General features: G+C 37.6%; 20 protein-coding genes. 2 read left to right on the plus strand and 18 right to left on the minus strand.

Annotated features, from left to right (window positions below; genetic code table 11):
• Window positions 1–419: 419 nt before the first annotated feature.
• Window positions 420–641: a hypothetical protein gene (locus JOC48_RS17535; protein WP_204501719.1), complete on the minus strand. Its 222-nt coding sequence runs from the start codon at window positions 639–641 to the stop codon at window positions 420–422.
• A 233-nt stretch (window positions 642–874) separates the two neighbouring features.
• On the opposite strand from JOC48_RS17535, the gene pdaB reads away from it, so the two are divergent.
• A complete protein-coding gene (gene pdaB / locus JOC48_RS17540) occupies window positions 875–1,636 on the plus strand; it encodes a polysaccharide deacetylase family sporulation protein PdaB (protein WP_204501720.1) in 762 nt (253 codons plus the stop codon).
• Between the two features lie 26 nt (window positions 1,637–1,662).
• Here pdaB and JOC48_RS17545 read toward each other — a convergent pair whose 3' ends face one another.
• Complete coding sequence (locus JOC48_RS17545; RefSeq protein WP_204501721.1) at window positions 1,663–2,253, minus strand: KinB-signaling pathway activation protein; 591 nt, start codon at window positions 2,251–2,253, stop codon at window positions 1,663–1,665.
• Window positions 2,254–2,388: 135 nt separating this feature from the next.
• On the opposite strand from JOC48_RS17545, the gene gerD reads away from it, so the two are divergent.
• Window positions 2,389–3,039: a spore germination lipoprotein GerD gene (gerD, locus tag JOC48_RS21605; protein WP_204501722.1), complete on the plus strand. Its 651-nt coding sequence runs from the start codon at window positions 2,389–2,391 to the stop codon at window positions 3,037–3,039.
• A gap of 66 nt (window positions 3,040–3,105) precedes the next feature.
• Here the strand turns inward: gerD and JOC48_RS17555 are convergent, their stop codons facing one another.
• The 16 genes from JOC48_RS17555 to JOC48_RS17630 all read right to left on the minus strand — a co-directional run bounded on the left by JOC48_RS17555 (window position 3,106) and on the right by JOC48_RS17630 (window position 14,015).
• On the minus strand, window positions 3,106–4,155 hold the full coding sequence (locus JOC48_RS17555) for a P-loop NTPase (protein WP_204501723.1): 1,050 nt from the start codon (window positions 4,153–4,155) through the stop codon (window positions 3,106–3,108).
• Between the two features lie 95 nt (window positions 4,156–4,250).
• Entirely contained in the window at window positions 4,251–4,958 is a 708-nt protein-coding gene (cwlD, locus tag JOC48_RS17560; protein ID WP_204501724.1) for an N-acetylmuramoyl-L-alanine amidase CwlD, read from the minus strand.
• Between the two features lie 137 nt (window positions 4,959–5,095).
• Window positions 5,096–6,022, minus strand: coding sequence for a VanW family protein (locus JOC48_RS17565; protein ID WP_204501725.1), 927 nt, complete (start codon window positions 6,020–6,022; stop codon window positions 5,096–5,098).
• 211 nt (window positions 6,023–6,233) lie between these two features.
• Window positions 6,234–6,626 carry a 30S ribosomal protein S9 gene (rpsI, locus tag JOC48_RS17570; protein WP_204501726.1) on the minus strand — a complete coding sequence of 131 codons (393 nt, stop codon included), beginning with the start codon at window positions 6,624–6,626 and terminating at the stop codon, window positions 6,234–6,236.
• A gap of 20 nt (window positions 6,627–6,646) precedes the next feature.
• Entirely contained in the window at window positions 6,647–7,084 is a 438-nt protein-coding gene (rplM, locus tag JOC48_RS17575; protein WP_204501727.1) for a 50S ribosomal protein L13, read from the minus strand.
• Between the two features lie 371 nt (window positions 7,085–7,455).
• Window positions 7,456–8,211, minus strand: a complete 756-nt coding sequence (gene truA, locus JOC48_RS17580) for a tRNA pseudouridine(38-40) synthase TruA (protein WP_204501728.1) — start codon at window positions 8,209–8,211, stop codon at window positions 7,456–7,458.
• 13 nt (window positions 8,212–8,224) lie between these two features.
• On the minus strand, window positions 8,225–9,022 hold the full coding sequence (locus JOC48_RS17585; protein WP_204501729.1) for an energy-coupling factor transporter transmembrane component T family protein: 798 nt from the start codon (window positions 9,020–9,022) through the stop codon (window positions 8,225–8,227).
• A 4-nt stretch (window positions 9,023–9,026) separates the two neighbouring features.
• Complete coding sequence (locus JOC48_RS17590) at window positions 9,027–9,887, minus strand: energy-coupling factor ABC transporter ATP-binding protein (protein ID WP_204501730.1); 861 nt, start codon at window positions 9,885–9,887, stop codon at window positions 9,027–9,029.
• Entirely contained in the window at window positions 9,863–10,702 is an 840-nt protein-coding gene (locus tag JOC48_RS17595) for an energy-coupling factor ABC transporter ATP-binding protein (RefSeq protein ID WP_204501731.1), read from the minus strand. The genes JOC48_RS17590 and JOC48_RS17595 overlap by 25 nt, the downstream gene beginning before the upstream one ends.
• Before the next feature lie 260 nt (window positions 10,703–10,962).
• Window positions 10,963–11,316: a 50S ribosomal protein L17 gene (gene rplQ, locus JOC48_RS17600; RefSeq protein WP_204501732.1), complete on the minus strand. Its 354-nt coding sequence runs from the start codon at window positions 11,314–11,316 to the stop codon at window positions 10,963–10,965.
• Window positions 11,317–11,366: 50 nt separating this feature from the next.
• Window positions 11,367–12,311, minus strand: coding sequence for a DNA-directed RNA polymerase subunit alpha (locus JOC48_RS17605; protein ID WP_204501733.1), 945 nt, complete (start codon window positions 12,309–12,311; stop codon window positions 11,367–11,369).
• Between the two features lie 226 nt (window positions 12,312–12,537).
• Complete coding sequence (gene rpsK, locus JOC48_RS17610) at window positions 12,538–12,927, minus strand: 30S ribosomal protein S11 (protein ID WP_204501734.1); 390 nt, start codon at window positions 12,925–12,927, stop codon at window positions 12,538–12,540.
• Window positions 12,928–12,947: 20 nt separating this feature from the next.
• A complete protein-coding gene (rpsM, locus tag JOC48_RS17615) occupies window positions 12,948–13,313 on the minus strand; it encodes a 30S ribosomal protein S13 (RefSeq protein ID WP_204501735.1) in 366 nt (121 codons plus the stop codon).
• A 23-nt stretch (window positions 13,314–13,336) separates the two neighbouring features.
• Window positions 13,337–13,450, minus strand: coding sequence for a 50S ribosomal protein L36 (gene rpmJ, locus JOC48_RS17620; protein ID WP_003156543.1), 114 nt, complete (start codon window positions 13,448–13,450; stop codon window positions 13,337–13,339).
• 33 nt (window positions 13,451–13,483) lie between these two features.
• The gene (gene infA / locus JOC48_RS17625; protein ID WP_204501736.1) at window positions 13,484–13,702 is read right to left on the minus strand and encodes a translation initiation factor IF-1; all 219 of its coding nucleotides are present in this window, start codon (window positions 13,700–13,702) and stop codon (window positions 13,484–13,486) included.
• Window positions 13,680–14,015, minus strand: coding sequence for a KOW domain-containing RNA-binding protein (locus JOC48_RS17630; protein WP_204501737.1), 336 nt, complete (start codon window positions 14,013–14,015; stop codon window positions 13,680–13,682). Before JOC48_RS17630 ends, infA begins: the two co-directional genes overlap by 23 nt.
• Window positions 14,016–14,218 lie beyond the last annotated feature (203 nt).

Genomic DNA, 14,218 nt, shown 5'->3' on the forward strand with positions numbered 1-14,218 from the left:
AGGCACGCCGCCAGCGTTCGTCCTGAGCCAAGATCAAACTCTCCGATAAAGTTGAGTTTGCTTACTCAATAACTTGACTAGCTTTTCTTTCTTAACATACTGGTTGTTTTGTTCAGTTTTCAAAGATCAATTTTGTTTGTCGTTTTTTGCGACGAAATATAATATATCATGGTTTTGATTTGTTGTCAACAATTTAAGTGATATTTTTTTATGTCTTTTCGCTCATTAAAAATCATAAACTTGACAACAGAAAATAATATAGCATATCCAATTAGGAATATCAATAGTATTTTTCAGAAAAACTCGGAGAATTCGACATAATCCTTTCAACCAAAGAACCCTGTGAATTTGAAGTACAAAAAAACTCCCGTATATTTTTATGGATACGGGAATCAATTAGCTTTACATCAGTTAAACTGTTATTCATTTTCTAAACGTTTTGGTATGTATTTCATACACTCTTTTTCACTAGCTATTCTTCGGAATAATTGAAATAGAATTTTATATCTTTCTTTCATCGCTTGTCGAATCATTTGATCAATACGCTTATCTTCCATATCCATCAGTATTTCTTCTAATTCACGCTTGATAAGATATTCTATTTCTTTTTGTTCTGCATCGTTTATAAGCATACCTAACATTCAATCACTCCTATTTGTCAGTCTTTTATATCCTTTCCAATTTCGAGATTTTTATTAGTTTTTAGAAAAACTCGACATTCGTCTCATTCGATAACGAGTGTTGAAGTTTCTTACCCTACGCCGAATTACTTCTCCGCTAAAATTTTATACTTTTTTAACGTATAAAATAACCATTCATTATTGGACAATCTTAATCATAAAAATATAACAAGTCCTAATAAGGAGGAGGAGCGATGCAGCACTTTTTTGTCATAAAATTAAAACACGTTAAGAAATGGGGATTAGTATTAACTGCAGCATTATTTACCGCATTCTTTTTGTGGGTAGAAGGGGAAAGCTCTTTTTCAGTATTCTCTTCAAAGGATCACCCTGCTGCTTTAAGTAGAGGTAGTGAGGATGACCCTAATATTGCATTAACCTTTAATATAAGTTGGGGGAACGAAATGGTGGAACCCATACTTCAGAAATTAAAGGACCATAATGTTCAGGCTACTTTTTTTCTAAGTGGGGAATGGGTAGAGCGCCACCCAGGGATTGTCAAAAAAATTGAAGAAGACGAGCATGAAATCGGAATGATGGGCTATCGTTATAAAAGCTATATTAAACAAGAGAAAGAACAAATACGAAAAGATTTAATTAAAGCAAAAGATATCTTTGGAAAGCTAGGTTATCCAGATACGAACCTTTTACGTACACCGAGCGGACATTTAAACAAGGAAATTATTCAGCTAGCTGAACACCAGGGGTATAAAGTTATTCAATGGAATGTGAATCCGCGTGATTGGGAAAATCCAGGGACACAGAACATAATTGATCATGTGATGGAGAATACATCAAATGGTGATATTATTTTGTTACATGCTTCCGACTCAGTGAAACAAACCCCAAAAGCACTAGATACTATTTTACCTGGATTAAAGAATAAAGGTTTCGAGTTTGTAGATATAACGGAGTTAATTTCACGTGCTGAATCAAAAGAAAAAGAAGTTGAATAGCAAGAAGAGGAGACATCCTCTTCTTGCTATTTTCTCTCTGTTAAATGGTGTAAGACGAGTAGCTGATAAGAATTACAGCTTAAAAGCGGAATGATCATTAACCACGTATAGTCAGATCCACTTGTTCGTAATCCAGGAACCCATTCTATTGCAGTTACAACGAACATAAAGAAAAGAGCAGGAATAAATGCATTTCGATTTGTTTGCTTCGCTTTTAACCCTGCGATTAACCAGCTATATATAAATAAAGCTAATGCTACCAATACATATATCGTTAATGGTGTTGTACCATCAGACCCTTTATATCGAAAATAAATTAAATCGAACAAAGTAAATAATATTAGTAATAGTTGGATTGGAGTCCATAGCCCTCTGAACATCCCTAAGCCAAATTGATTAATGGTTAAGTAAGCGAAGAAACCCATTTGACTAATTAAACTAAACACCATTCCCAATGCGATAAAGAACACAAACAGCCCAAACAACTCAAATAAATCAAACGGTTGTAAAAATTCTTTGTATGATTCAGCTTTTACAAAGAAACTTGTTATTAGTGTGGAGATCGCACCAATTAACAAAGTAGAAAAAAATAGACGGACTATATTTTGACTTTTCACTATGTACCTCCTATGTAAGCTTATCTTTTGGTATTTTACCATGAACCTAAGCAATTTTCCCATCTCATACATAATTTCTTCTTAAACTTCCATATTAAAACTAAGTATCCTTAGGAAAGGAGAGTAGCTACCTTAATGAAACCTATACCCATAGTTTTTCTCATTTCTCTTTTACTATTGTTAACATCATGTGGTGGCGGTGGTACAACTACAGGAGAGAATGGTAATTATGATCAAACCAAAAAAATGGTTACAGATATATTAAAAACCGAAGATGGTCAAAAGGCCATTACAGAAGTATTAAAAGACGAAGAAATGCAAAAAAAGATTGTGATTGAGTCAGATACTGTTAAAAAATCGATCGAAGAGACACTTACAGGAGACAAAGGAAAAGAATTTTGGACGAAAATGTTTGAAGATCCAAAATTCGTTGAGTCTTTTGCTAAGTCGATGCAGGACAAGCAAGAAGATGTAATGAAACAGCTGATGAGTGACTCCGAATTTCAGAAAAAAATGATTGAATTAATGCAAAATCCCGAAATGGAGGATCAGTTATTATCTGTCCTTAAAGGACAACAGTTCCGTGAGCACCTAGAAAAAACCATTGAAGAAACGATGAACACCCCTATGTTTAAAGCAAAAGTCAGTGATATTGTCCTTAAAGCCGCTGAACAAATGAAGACAGGTGAAGGACAAGGTGGCGGTGGTGAACAAGGCGGAGGAGAATCCGGTGGCGGCCAAGAAGACGGTCAAGGTCAAGAAGAAGGTGGCGGTGGAGGTAGCTAGGAAACTACAAGCTAAACATTAAAGTAAAAGGAGTCCTTCGATTATTTGGAAGGACTCCTTCTTACGTTATGATTCAAATTTTTCAATTACTTGTGCAGCAATTCTTTTATATTCTTGTCCATTCGGATGATCTTCTTGATAAACGGATGGTGCAAATTCACCTTCTTCATATGGCTGCTGCAACGAAAGGCGACCTATGACTTTTGTTTGAAGTGAATCAGCCAGCTTGTCACCGCCACCTTTTCCAAATACATATTCTTTTTCTCCAGTTACTTTACTTTCAAAATAGGCCATGTTTTCAATAATCCCTAAAATTTCATGCTTCGTATGGACAGCCATTTGTCCAGCTCTTGCTGCTACGAATGCAGCTGTTGGGTGAGGAGTTGTAACAATGATTTCTTTTGAAGATGGAATCATGTTGTGTACATCTAAGGCTACATCACCGGTACCTGGAGGTAAATCCAGTAACAGATAATCCAGCTCTCCCCATTCAACTTCCTTAAAAAAGCTCGTTAGCATTTTTCCCAATCTAGGGCCTCGCCAAATTACGGGAGAATTATCTTCTACAAAAAAGCCCATTGACATTACTTTTACACCGAACCGCTCTACAGGTACAATACGATTACCTTTTAACGTTGGGCGTTGCTCGACCCCCATCATATCAGGAACGCTAAATCCATAAATATCTGCGTCGATAATTCCTACTTTTTTTCCAAGTCGGGCAAGAGCTATCGCTAAATTCACAGTTACTGTAGATTTTCCAACTCCACCTTTTCCACTCGCAATAGCAATAAACTTTGTATTCGTGTCATCGCTTAACAACGAAGGCTGATCTTCTGTCGTTGGTTGATACTTCGCAATAACTTCGTCAGGTAACTGCGTAAAACGTAAACCGACCGTAACAGCTCCACCCTTCTTTAAAATATTAACTAACTCTTGTTGCAGCTGCATTTGCTCTGCTGTATTCGTCTTACCAATAGCAACTTTCACACTGACGTGCTTTTTTTCCTCTTTTATTGTAATTTCTTCAATCCCGCCAGTTTCTTCAAAGGTTTTATGTAAAAACGGATCTTTTATTGGGTTAAGTAAAGCTATAACCTCTTCTCTCGTTAACACGATATGTCACCATCCTTCATTGTGTTCTATTATGCTAGTATAACATATCTACACAATTTCATAAGTGATACAGGTTATAGCTACTTATTTTTACTTTACTCAGCCTCCGTTACATACCGAAGTATCCCTTCATACATACTTGCGGCCATTTTTTTCTGATACTCCGATGTTTTCAGGAGATCTCTTTCATGTGGATTAGAAAGAAAACCGATCTCAACTAGCGCACCTGGTGCTTGTGCATGCTTGAGTAAGTACATACCATTGATTGCCAGAGCTTCTCTGTTTGTATTTTGAAGGTTTCTTTTTATTTCAGCCTGGATTAACTTCGCCAGGTTCTCACTTTGTTCAAGCGACGGATAATAAAACGTTTGTGCACCACGCCACTGTGTTGCCGAAAGTGCATTTAAATGAATACTGAGAAAAAGATCTGGGTCTTTTTCCTGAATAAAATCAACCCTTTTTCTGATATCCTCAGATTTTCTTCTAGATAAGCCCTTTGTACCTTCATTAGCTAAATCCCGATCTTCCTCCCTAGTAAGGTACACTAATGCACCTGATTGTTGTAGGTAATCTCGAAGGATTTTTGAGACTTCCAGCGCAATATCCTTTTCTAACGTATTATCTTTACCCACTGCACCTCCGTCCACCCCCCCGTGACCGGGATCTAACACGATCGTTTTACCTGACAGTGGCAACGACCACGAATCCCATGAATCCATTGACTTTTGTATCGGGTATTGAACTAGTATGACTAATAATACTGCTCCCATTAACCAACAGACTACCTTTATAGATTGACTCATCCCCTATCCTCCCCCATAACTATTCCTGTTTCACTATATGGGACAAGGATTATGTTTATGACAAACTGAGTCACTTTTGTAATCACTCTGATAATTTAATTAATAAGGCTCGTACTATCACTGGAGTTACTATCACTTTAAGTGGTTGTATTAAGACAGACACTGGCTTCCTTTGGTAATATACCAGAAGCGTCACTTGTATCCTTTCTTTTAGGGGTTTCAATTGTGTCCGATGAATAAATAACAATCACTAGTTGGCCACGAGCTACTTTTGAACGAATAAGTAGAGGCTGGTTATAAATGTTTTTAAACGTAAAATCAGGACCATACCAGCTTACGGTAGCATCACGACCTGGTGGAACATAAGGAACCTCTCGGCTATGTGAATATCGTTCTAATATCCTAACACCTGCACGATCAACAGCATTATATAACGTTGAAGAAACCTGGCAAATTCCACCACCAATTCCTTGTGATAACTCTCCCTCTTCAATTACTGGGGCTTTTAGATATCCCTTTTCAGCTGTTCGTTTCCCTACTACTTCATTAAATGAAAATATTTTACCCGGGAACACTACATGGTTGTTGATAGCATCAGATGCTAACTGTATATTTTGTGTACGTTCTTTATTGTTGCTATTAAAAAATGTAACATAGTGACTAATTCTTTTTGTTTGAATCTTTGCTAATAATTCACTATCTATTTTTGGATAAATTGGTGTAACCGGAATTTCCATTGATGCAGATCCACTTGAGAAAAAGTAGGTATAAAACTTTTCTGTAAATTTTTTGCGATGAAGCCGATGTCCTAGTTCTCCACTAACAATGTTCCCATTCTCATCAATGGATGCATTACTTGGTTCTTCATAAACTTGTTCTGCTACTTTTTCTAAAAGAAGATTGTATTTATTTTTATCTATCAAAGTTCTTTCAACAGGAAGTAGTAAAAAGTTTGAACGATTAACAGTATCCACTATATTACCTTCAAAACTTAAAGTAAGATCATCAGAGATATCACTTGGTTGATAGGCAACCAACAGTAGCAAAGTAATCATTATTTTCATAAAAGCTCACCTCAAAAATCTTATGGGGTCCAGATGTCTTCATCAAAACTCAATAATGAATATTTATTAGTATGTGGAGTAAGCTCTGTCCTAATTCTTTCATCTAACTTGTAGGTATCTTAAAACTCATTCCAGTTTAAACACAGGAAAAATCCTCCATAAAAAAAGACCCCCAACCAAATATGGTTGAGAGCCTCTCGTTGTTGATATATTAACGCTTTGAGAACTGTGGTGCACGACGAGCGCCTTTAAGACCGTATTTCTTACGTTCTTTCATACGAGCGTCACGAGTTAGGAAACCTTCACGCTTAAGTGCTCCACGATACTCAGGATCCGCTTCTAGCAATGCACGAGCAACGCCATGACGAATTGCACCAGCTTGACCAGTGAATCCTCCACCATCAACGTTTACTAATACATCGTAGCTACCTTCTGTTTCAGTAGCTGCTAATGGTTGTTTAATAATTGTACGTAGTGTTTCATACGGGAAATAGTCTTCCGCATCACGTTTATTTACAACGATACGTCCAGTTCCTGGTACTAAACGTACACGAGCAGTTGAGCTTTTACGGCGTCCGGTACCGTAGTATTGTACTTGTGCCACTATTCGTTACCTCCTTTTAATTATCCGCGAAGTTCGTAAACTTCTGGTTTTTGTGCTTGATGATTATGTTCTGATCCTCTAAATACATGCAATTTCTTACCCATTTTACGACCTAGACTTCCTTTTGGAAGCATACCTTTAACTGTAAGCTCTAGCATTTGTTCAGGGTATTTTGTGCGCATTTCATATGCATTACGTGCCTTTAATCCACCTGGGTGGTTTGAATGACGATAGTACATTTTGTCATTTAGCTTGTTACCTGATAGTTCAATTTTTTCAGCATTAATGATGATCACATGATCACCAGTATCTGCATGCGGTGTATATGTTGGCTTATGCTTACCACGAAGGATTGAAGCAACTTCACTTGCTAAACGACCTAACGTTTGACCTTCCGCATCCACAACGAGCCATTTACGTTCAATATTGTTTTCATTTGCCATGAAAGTTGTGCGCATGACGTGTTACCTCCTATATTCAAAAATCATATTAGCTTTCCTAAATGCCACAAACTATTTCAAGTTGCAGCTACACTGACTTAAGTTCAGCTACGACTCCCAAATCCTCGCTGTATAAGTAATCCCTCTACAAGGCTGATCGTTCACAGCCTTTCCACGGGCTTGCTTATCCAGTCGGATTTAAACGGTCATCTCCGCTTTTTAACTTATATTCCAACACGAATTAACTTTCCGGGGCTAATCGTGGTATAGAAATAAATTGCCATAGACCATCTTATAACATTTACCTATACATTGTCAATAGAACTTAACACCAGGAAGCGTTGTTTTTTAAGTTTTTTACTTTAAGGACGTTTCATTTTAGTACTAGTCTAGTTTTCTAACCTTTTTTCATAGTTAACGTTCCATAAATACAAACCTTGAGGTGGGGCTGTTTTCCCTGCTGCTCCTCTGTCTTGTAAATCTATGACTCGTTTCATATTTAACGGGGGCCGCTTTCCTTTACCTACTTCAATTAATGTACCAACTAGAATTCGAACCATATTGTATAAAAAACCGCTACCTTTAAAAACGAAGACGACCTTCCCATCTTCCTGAAAACAGCTCACATCATACAGAGTACGTGTTTTATCTTTTACACTTGTATTAGCTGCACAAAAGGATGTAAAGTCATGGGTTCCTTCCAAATAGTCGCAGGCTTCACTCATTGCTTTCATATCTAATGGTTGTCGTACATGATACGTGTAATTTCTTAAAAACACATCTTCATTTTCTGTATTTAAAATAAAATATCGGTATTCTTTTTCAACCACATCATAACGGGCATGAAATTCATTCGATGCTCGTTTCACTTCTTTTACTCTTATATCCTCAGGTAATAGTGCGTTAAATGCTTGTCTCCAATTTTGTATAGGAATGTTCAATGAAGTGTCAAAATGGATGACCTGTCCAACCGCATGTACTCTAGCATCTGTTCTTCCAGAAGCAATAACACGAATAGGAAGGCCCTTATGCATCCGTGTTAGTGCTTTCTCTACTTCTGCTTGAACAGTTCTACCATTTGGTTGTATTTGATAGCCAGAAAAATTGGTTCCGTCATAACTAATGATACACTGTATTCTATCCATGGTTAGCCACCTCTTAAGATCGTGTAAAGAATAAACCAATTAGTACGCAAACAAACAATACATATGCCAAGATGTCCCTTTTTTCTACTCGTAACTGTCGCAGCTTTGTCCGCCCTTCTCCACCTTGATATCCTCTCGCTTCCATTGCCATTGCTAAATCCTCTGCTCGCTTAAAAGCACTAACAAACAGCGGTACTAATAACGGTACAATTGCTTGCATTCTATCTTTTATTGAACCTGTTTTAAAATCTACCCCTCTAGATGCTTGAGCCTTAGAAATTTTTTCAGTCTCTTGAATTAGTGTTGGTATAAACCGCAGAGATATAGACATCATTAGTGCTAATTCATGGACAGGAAAATTTATACGCTTCAATGGATGCAATAAACTTTCAATGGCATCTGTTATTTCTATTGGTGTTGTCGTTAATGTTAATAAGGATGTCACCATGATCAACAAAAAAAACCGTAAAGAGATTGCCGTCCCTTGACTAACTGCATCGCTGTAAATCGGATAAGTAAATATATGAAGTAACACTTCCCCTTCCTTCGTTACAAACAAATGTAAAAAGAAGGTGAAAACGATTAAAAACCAAACAGGCTTTAGTCCTTTTAAGATGTAAGGAAGTTTGATTTTAGTTGTAAGAGCACTTGTAATTGCGAATAAAGTAAGAAGTCCATAACTTGCAGGTGAATTAGCGAAAAAGATAAAAAAGACAAAAAAGAAAATAATGACAATCTTTGTACGTGGGTCGAGGCGGTGAACGAGTGAATTACCTGGGACATACTGACCAATAATTAAGGTATTATTCATAACCTCAGCTCCGCTTTAACCTATCTGCAATTTCTGTTGCTAATTCAGATACACTTTGTTTTTGATAAGGTAAACTCACTCCAAATTTTCTTTCAAATTCAAACAAAAATTCAATCACTTCAGGTACATCAAGCTGAACCTTTTTTAATGCTTGTTTATCTAAGAACAATTCAGCAGGTACACCCTCCATATATTTTGTCCCATTATTTAAGATGATTACTTTATCTGCGTATTTTAAGGCATCCTCCATGCTATGAGTGACTAATATGGTGGTCAGCTGTTTTTCCTGATGTAGTTTATAAAACATTTCCATCATATCTTCCTGGCCTCTTGGGTCTAAACCAGCTGTTGGTTCATCCAATACGAGTATTTGTGGATTCATGGCAAGGACACCTGCAATCGACGCTCTTCTCATTTGCCCACCACTTAAATCAAAGGGGGATCGTTCCAATAACGCTTCTGGCAATTGAACAAATTTAATGGCTTGATCCACCCTTCTCCCTATCTCCTCTTGTTCAACGCCAAAGTTTTTAGGTCCAAATGCAATATCTTTTGCAACTGTTTCCTCAAATAATTGGTGTTCTGGGTATTGAAAGACCACTCCAACATTTCTTCTTAATTCTTTCATCTCTTTTAACTTCTGATTAGCAGATAACGTAAACCTCCCAACCGTTATCTCACCCTTTGTCGGGTGAAGTAATCCATTTAAGTGTTGAATTAGTGTAGATTTGCCTGATCCAGTATGGCCGATTATGGCAACAAATGAACGAGAATTAATGTCAATCGACAAGTCTTGAATAGCTGTAAACTCAAAAGGGGTATTTGGTTGATATGTATAGCTTACATTTTTGAATGATATGTCCATAGTTCCTCTAATAACTCCTCATGATTTAGCGGATGTTTTTCTAACTCTACACCTACTCTAGTTAACTCCTCTGCTAACCTTGCAACAAACGGAATATTTAAGCCTATTTGCACGAGCTCGTCCTTTTTAGTAAACAATTGTCGCGGAGTCGCTTCTAACCACAATTCACCATCATTCATCACAATTACCCGATCGGCATGGATGATTTCATTTAAATCATGTGTAATTGTGATGAATGACATATGACGGTTATTCTTTAAAGCAGATACTGTATCTACTATTTCAGAACGTCCTTTAGGATCTAACATCGATGTAGCCTCATCCAGTATGATAACTTTTGGTAAAATTGCCAGCACTCCAGCTATTGCCACACGTTGTTTTTGTCCACCGGATAACCGATGGGGTTCATGTTGTACATAATCACTCATGTTTACAACAGTTAAGCACTCCTCTATTCGACGTATCATTTCTTCACGAGGTATCCCTCTGTTTTCCAAACCAAACGCAATATCATCTCTAACAGTGGTTCCAACAAACTGATTATCTGGATTTTGAAAGACCATCCCCACGCTTTTACGAACAGCCCAGATATTTTTTTCATTGACACGCATACCATCAACAAAAATTTTGCCTGCTTGCGGAGAAAGAAGGCCATTGATTAATTTTGCAATTGTAGATTTACCAGAGCCATTATGACCTATAATAGCGATCGATTCACCTTCACCAATTGTAAAATTCACATTTTTAAGAACCCAAGGCTGGTCTTCCCCGTATCGAAATGAAACATTTTGAAACTCTATCAAAGGGCCGCTCATTATTCATCCACCTCTATTACTATAAAAAACGTCGTATCAATTCAACTCGCTCTTTCTCCCTGAAATCAATCAAATCGGGAATTTAATGTTTCAATCATCTTTTTCCTATCTTCATCCTCAACTTAAGAAAAGCGCAATAAGTTTATACTTTCTTAACGTACAAAAAAAGGGCTTGGATTCACCTCATGGAAGAGATTCTGTCCTGCCCTTCTAGCCCATTTGACTTGATGTTCAATGCATTGAACACGTCATTTCAATTATTAAACTAGTTCAATAATTGCCATCTCAGCTCCATCACCGCGACGAGCACCTAATTTTAAGACGCGTGTGTAGCCGCCTTGACGCTCCTCATAACGTGAAGCAATGTCTGAGAATAACTTTTGTACCGCATCTTCATTTTCGTTTGCTTCTGAATCGTAAAGAAAAGCAGAAGCTTGGCGACGAGCATGAAGATCACCACGCTTACCAAGTGTAATCATTTTATCTACAACAGAACGCAATTCTTTTGCTTTTGCTTCAGTTGTTTCCAGACGTTCATGAATAATCAAGTCTGTGGCAAGATTACGAAGTAGTGCCATACGTTGATCCGTTGTACGACCTAATTTTCTAGCCATGGATTATCCCTCCCTTTTTCGGAATCTCTAAAGATGTCTAAATCAATGTATTAATCGTCATTACGTAGACCTAGGCCTAAATCTTCAAGCTTGTGTTTAACTTCTTCCAAGGACTTACGACCAAGGTTACGGACTTTCATCATATCTTCTTCAGATTTGTGTGCCAACTCTTGTACAGTATTAATACCTGCACGCTTCAAACAATTATAAGAACGAACAGATAAATCAAGTTCTTCAATTGTCATTTCAAGCACTTTTTCTTTCTGATCTTCTTCTTTTTCAATCATAATTTCAGCATTTTGAGCCTCGTCAGTTAAACCTACGAATATATTTAGATGCTCCGTATAAATCTTTGCACCTAGAGATACAGCTTCTTCAGGTCTTATACTGCCATCTGTCCACACATCTAGTGTAAGTTTATCAAAATTCGTAATTTGACCAACACGAGTATTCTCTACTTGATACGTTACTTGTGAAACTGGTGTGAAAATTGAATCAACTGGTATCACACCAATCGGCTGATCATCATGGTTGTTGACTTCTGCTGGTCGGTAACCACGTCCACGTTCAGCTGTTATTTTCATGCGAAAGTGAGCATTACTACCTAAAGTGGCAATATGAAGATCAGGATTCAAAATTTCAACATCACTATCATACGTAATATCTGCAGCCGTTACTTTTCCTTCTCCCTGAACATCCACCTCTAACGTTTTTTCCTCGTCTGAATAGATTTTCAGAGCAAGCTTTTTAAGGTTTAGTATAATCGTTGTAACATCTTCTACAACGCCCTCTATTGTTGAGAACTCATGAAGAGCTCCGTCAATTTGGACAGATGTTACAGCTGCTCCAGGAAGCGAGGATAGTAGAATACGACGCAAGGAGTTTCCTAGTGTTGTTCCATATCCACGTTCAAGTGGTTCTACGACGAACTTTCCAAAAGTGGCGTCATCACTGACCTCTACCGTTTCAATCTTTGGCTTTTCGATTTCTATCATTAAATAAAACCCTCCTTCAAAACGTCGAAACCCCGGTTAGACAATGGTCTAACCGAAATTCCTCAGGTAAGCAGTTCCCGTTTCTGCATGATGCACTTCGTATCTTCTGTCATATGCGATGCTGTCTGAAGGCGTTCAAACTCCGGCAATAAATTTGTTTTGACTGTTTTCTTTTTTAGCTATCATAACCCATTATAGACAGGCTGACAAATTATATACGGATAAATTATACGCGACGACGTTTTGGTGGGCGACAACCATTGTGAGGAACAGGTGTTACATCAACAATGGCAGTAACTTCTAGACCTGCTGCCTGAAGTGAACGAATTGCTGCTTCACGTCCAGCACCTGGGCCCTTTACAGTTACTTCTAATGTTTTTAGACCGTGTTCTTGTGCTGATTTTGCTGCTGCTTCTGCTGCCATCTGAGCTGCAAAAGGCGTAGATTTACGAGAGCCTCTAAAACCCAATGCACCAGCACTGCTCCAACTTACCGCATTACCTTGAACATCAGTAATTGTAACGATTGTATTGTTAAATGTAGAACGAATATGTGCTACACCAGTGTCAATATTCTTTTTCACGCGACGTTTACGTGTGTTTGTTTTACGAGCCATTTAATTCATTACCTCCTTTACTATTTTTTCTTGTTAGCCATTGTTTTACGTGGACCTTTACGTGTACGAGAATTATTCTTCGTATTTTGACCACGAACTGGTAAACCTCTGCGGTGGCGTAAACCACGATAAGAACCAATTTCAATTAAACGTTTGATATTAAGAGATACTTCACGGCGAAGATCACCTTCTACAGTGAAATTCTCAACCTGCTGACGAATTTTTGTTAATTCATCTTCTGTCAAATCTCTTACACGAGTATTCTCTGAAACTCCAGCTTCTTTTAAGATTTCCTTAGCTGTTGATTTCCCAATACCATATACATACGTAAGGGAAATAGCAACACGCTTTTCACGAGGAATATCTACACCTGATATACGTGCCATTTAATACATGCACCTCCTTGAATTTAACCTTGTTTTTGTTTATGCTTAGGGTTTTCGCAAATTACCATTACTTTACCTTTACGACGAATAACTTTACATTTTTCACATATTGGTTTCACAGATGGTCTTACCTTCATCATTCATACCTCCTTTTGTATCGGAGCATTCAATTATTTGTAACGGTACGTAATACGTCCTCTAGATAAATCATATGGAGAAAGCTCAACCGTCACTTTATCTCCAGGTAGAATTCGAATGAAATGCATGCGAATCTTACCAGAAACATGAGCTAAAACGGTATGACCATTCTCTAATTCAACTTTAAACATTGCATTGGGTAACGTGTCAGTGACAGTACCCTCTACTTCAATTGCATCGTCTTTCGCCATCGAGTTGATCTCCCTTCCTTAAATCAGTCACCATTTCATTGACAAATTTTGATAGAGCAAAACGCAGCTTACCATTTGTTACGCGACCAGTTTCTAGAAGGCTGTTTTGGACTTCTGGAGAGATGTAATCCATAGGCTCTATATGATGTCGATTCTTTTTCTTTGGTCGATCATATTTCCTTTTTTCTCCATCGGCAAGCAAGACAAAACGATTGTTAACAACACCAATGACAACCGCATATTGGCCTGCTTCACGCCCTTGTAAGATTTGAACAACTTGACCTATTTGCGGACTCGAATCCGGATCATTCAACCATAATCACCTTCACTTAGGTTTTGATAAAATTTGACAACCACCAACTGTAACGATAACAGTATATTCAAAAGGAAAACACCTTTTATCGTCTTAAGTGAATACCGTCCAATTATCAGCAAGTATTAGCACAGGACGAGTTCCTACATTAACCATTAGTTCACTGGCTACTACCATGCCAGCCGAATGTGGATCTTGTGCAA

Source organism: Aquibacillus albus (genome assembly GCF_016908325.1).
Classification (GTDB): domain Bacteria; phylum Bacillota; class Bacilli; order Bacillales; family Amphibacillaceae; genus Aquibacillus_A; species Aquibacillus_A albus.

What these genes read in the sequence shown, in the direction of transcription:
- JOC48_RS17535 (WP_204501719.1), bottom strand. Translation starts at nt 641, where the DNA reads ATGTTAGGTATGCTTATAAACGATGCAGAACAAAAAGAAATAGAATAT.
- pdaB (WP_204501720.1), top strand. Translation starts at nt 875, where the DNA reads ATGCAGCACTTTTTTGTCATAAAATTAAAACACGTTAAGAAATGGGGA.
- gerD (WP_204501722.1), top strand. Translation starts at nt 2,389, where the DNA reads ATGAAACCTATACCCATAGTTTTTCTCATTTCTCTTTTACTATTGTTA.
- cwlD (WP_204501724.1), bottom strand. Translation starts at nt 4,958, where the DNA reads ATGAGTCAATCTATAAAGGTAGTCTGTTGGTTAATGGGAGCAGTATTA.
- JOC48_RS17565 (WP_204501725.1), bottom strand. Translation starts at nt 6,022, where the DNA reads ATGAAAATAATGATTACTTTGCTACTGTTGGTTGCCTATCAACCAAGT.
- rplM (WP_204501727.1), bottom strand. Translation starts at nt 7,084, where the DNA reads ATGCGCACAACTTTCATGGCAAATGAAAACAATATTGAACGTAAATGG.
- truA (WP_204501728.1), bottom strand. Translation starts at nt 8,211, where the DNA reads ATGGATAGAATACAGTGTATCATTAGTTATGACGGAACCAATTTTTCT.
- JOC48_RS17585 (WP_204501729.1), bottom strand. Translation starts at nt 9,022, where the DNA reads ATGAATAATACCTTAATTATTGGTCAGTATGTCCCAGGTAATTCACTC.
- JOC48_RS17590 (WP_204501730.1), bottom strand. Translation starts at nt 9,887, where the DNA reads ATGGACATATCATTCAAAAATGTAAGCTATACATATCAACCAAATACC.
- JOC48_RS17595 (WP_204501731.1), bottom strand. Translation starts at nt 10,702, where the DNA reads ATGAGCGGCCCTTTGATAGAGTTTCAAAATGTTTCATTTCGATACGGG.
- rplQ (WP_204501732.1), bottom strand. Translation starts at nt 11,316, where the DNA reads ATGGCTAGAAAATTAGGTCGTACAACGGATCAACGTATGGCACTACTT.
- JOC48_RS17605 (WP_204501733.1), bottom strand. Translation starts at nt 12,311, where the DNA reads ATGATAGAAATCGAAAAGCCAAAGATTGAAACGGTAGAGGTCAGTGAT.
- rpsK (WP_204501734.1), bottom strand. Translation starts at nt 12,927, where the DNA reads ATGGCTCGTAAAACAAACACACGTAAACGTCGCGTGAAAAAGAATATT.
- rpsM (WP_204501735.1), bottom strand. Translation starts at nt 13,313, where the DNA reads ATGGCACGTATATCAGGTGTAGATATTCCTCGTGAAAAGCGTGTTGCT.
- rpmJ (WP_003156543.1), bottom strand. Translation starts at nt 13,450, where the DNA reads ATGAAGGTAAGACCATCTGTGAAACCAATATGTGAAAAATGTAAAGTT.
- infA (WP_204501736.1), bottom strand. Translation starts at nt 13,702, where the DNA reads ATGGCGAAAGACGATGCAATTGAAGTAGAGGGTACTGTCACTGACACG.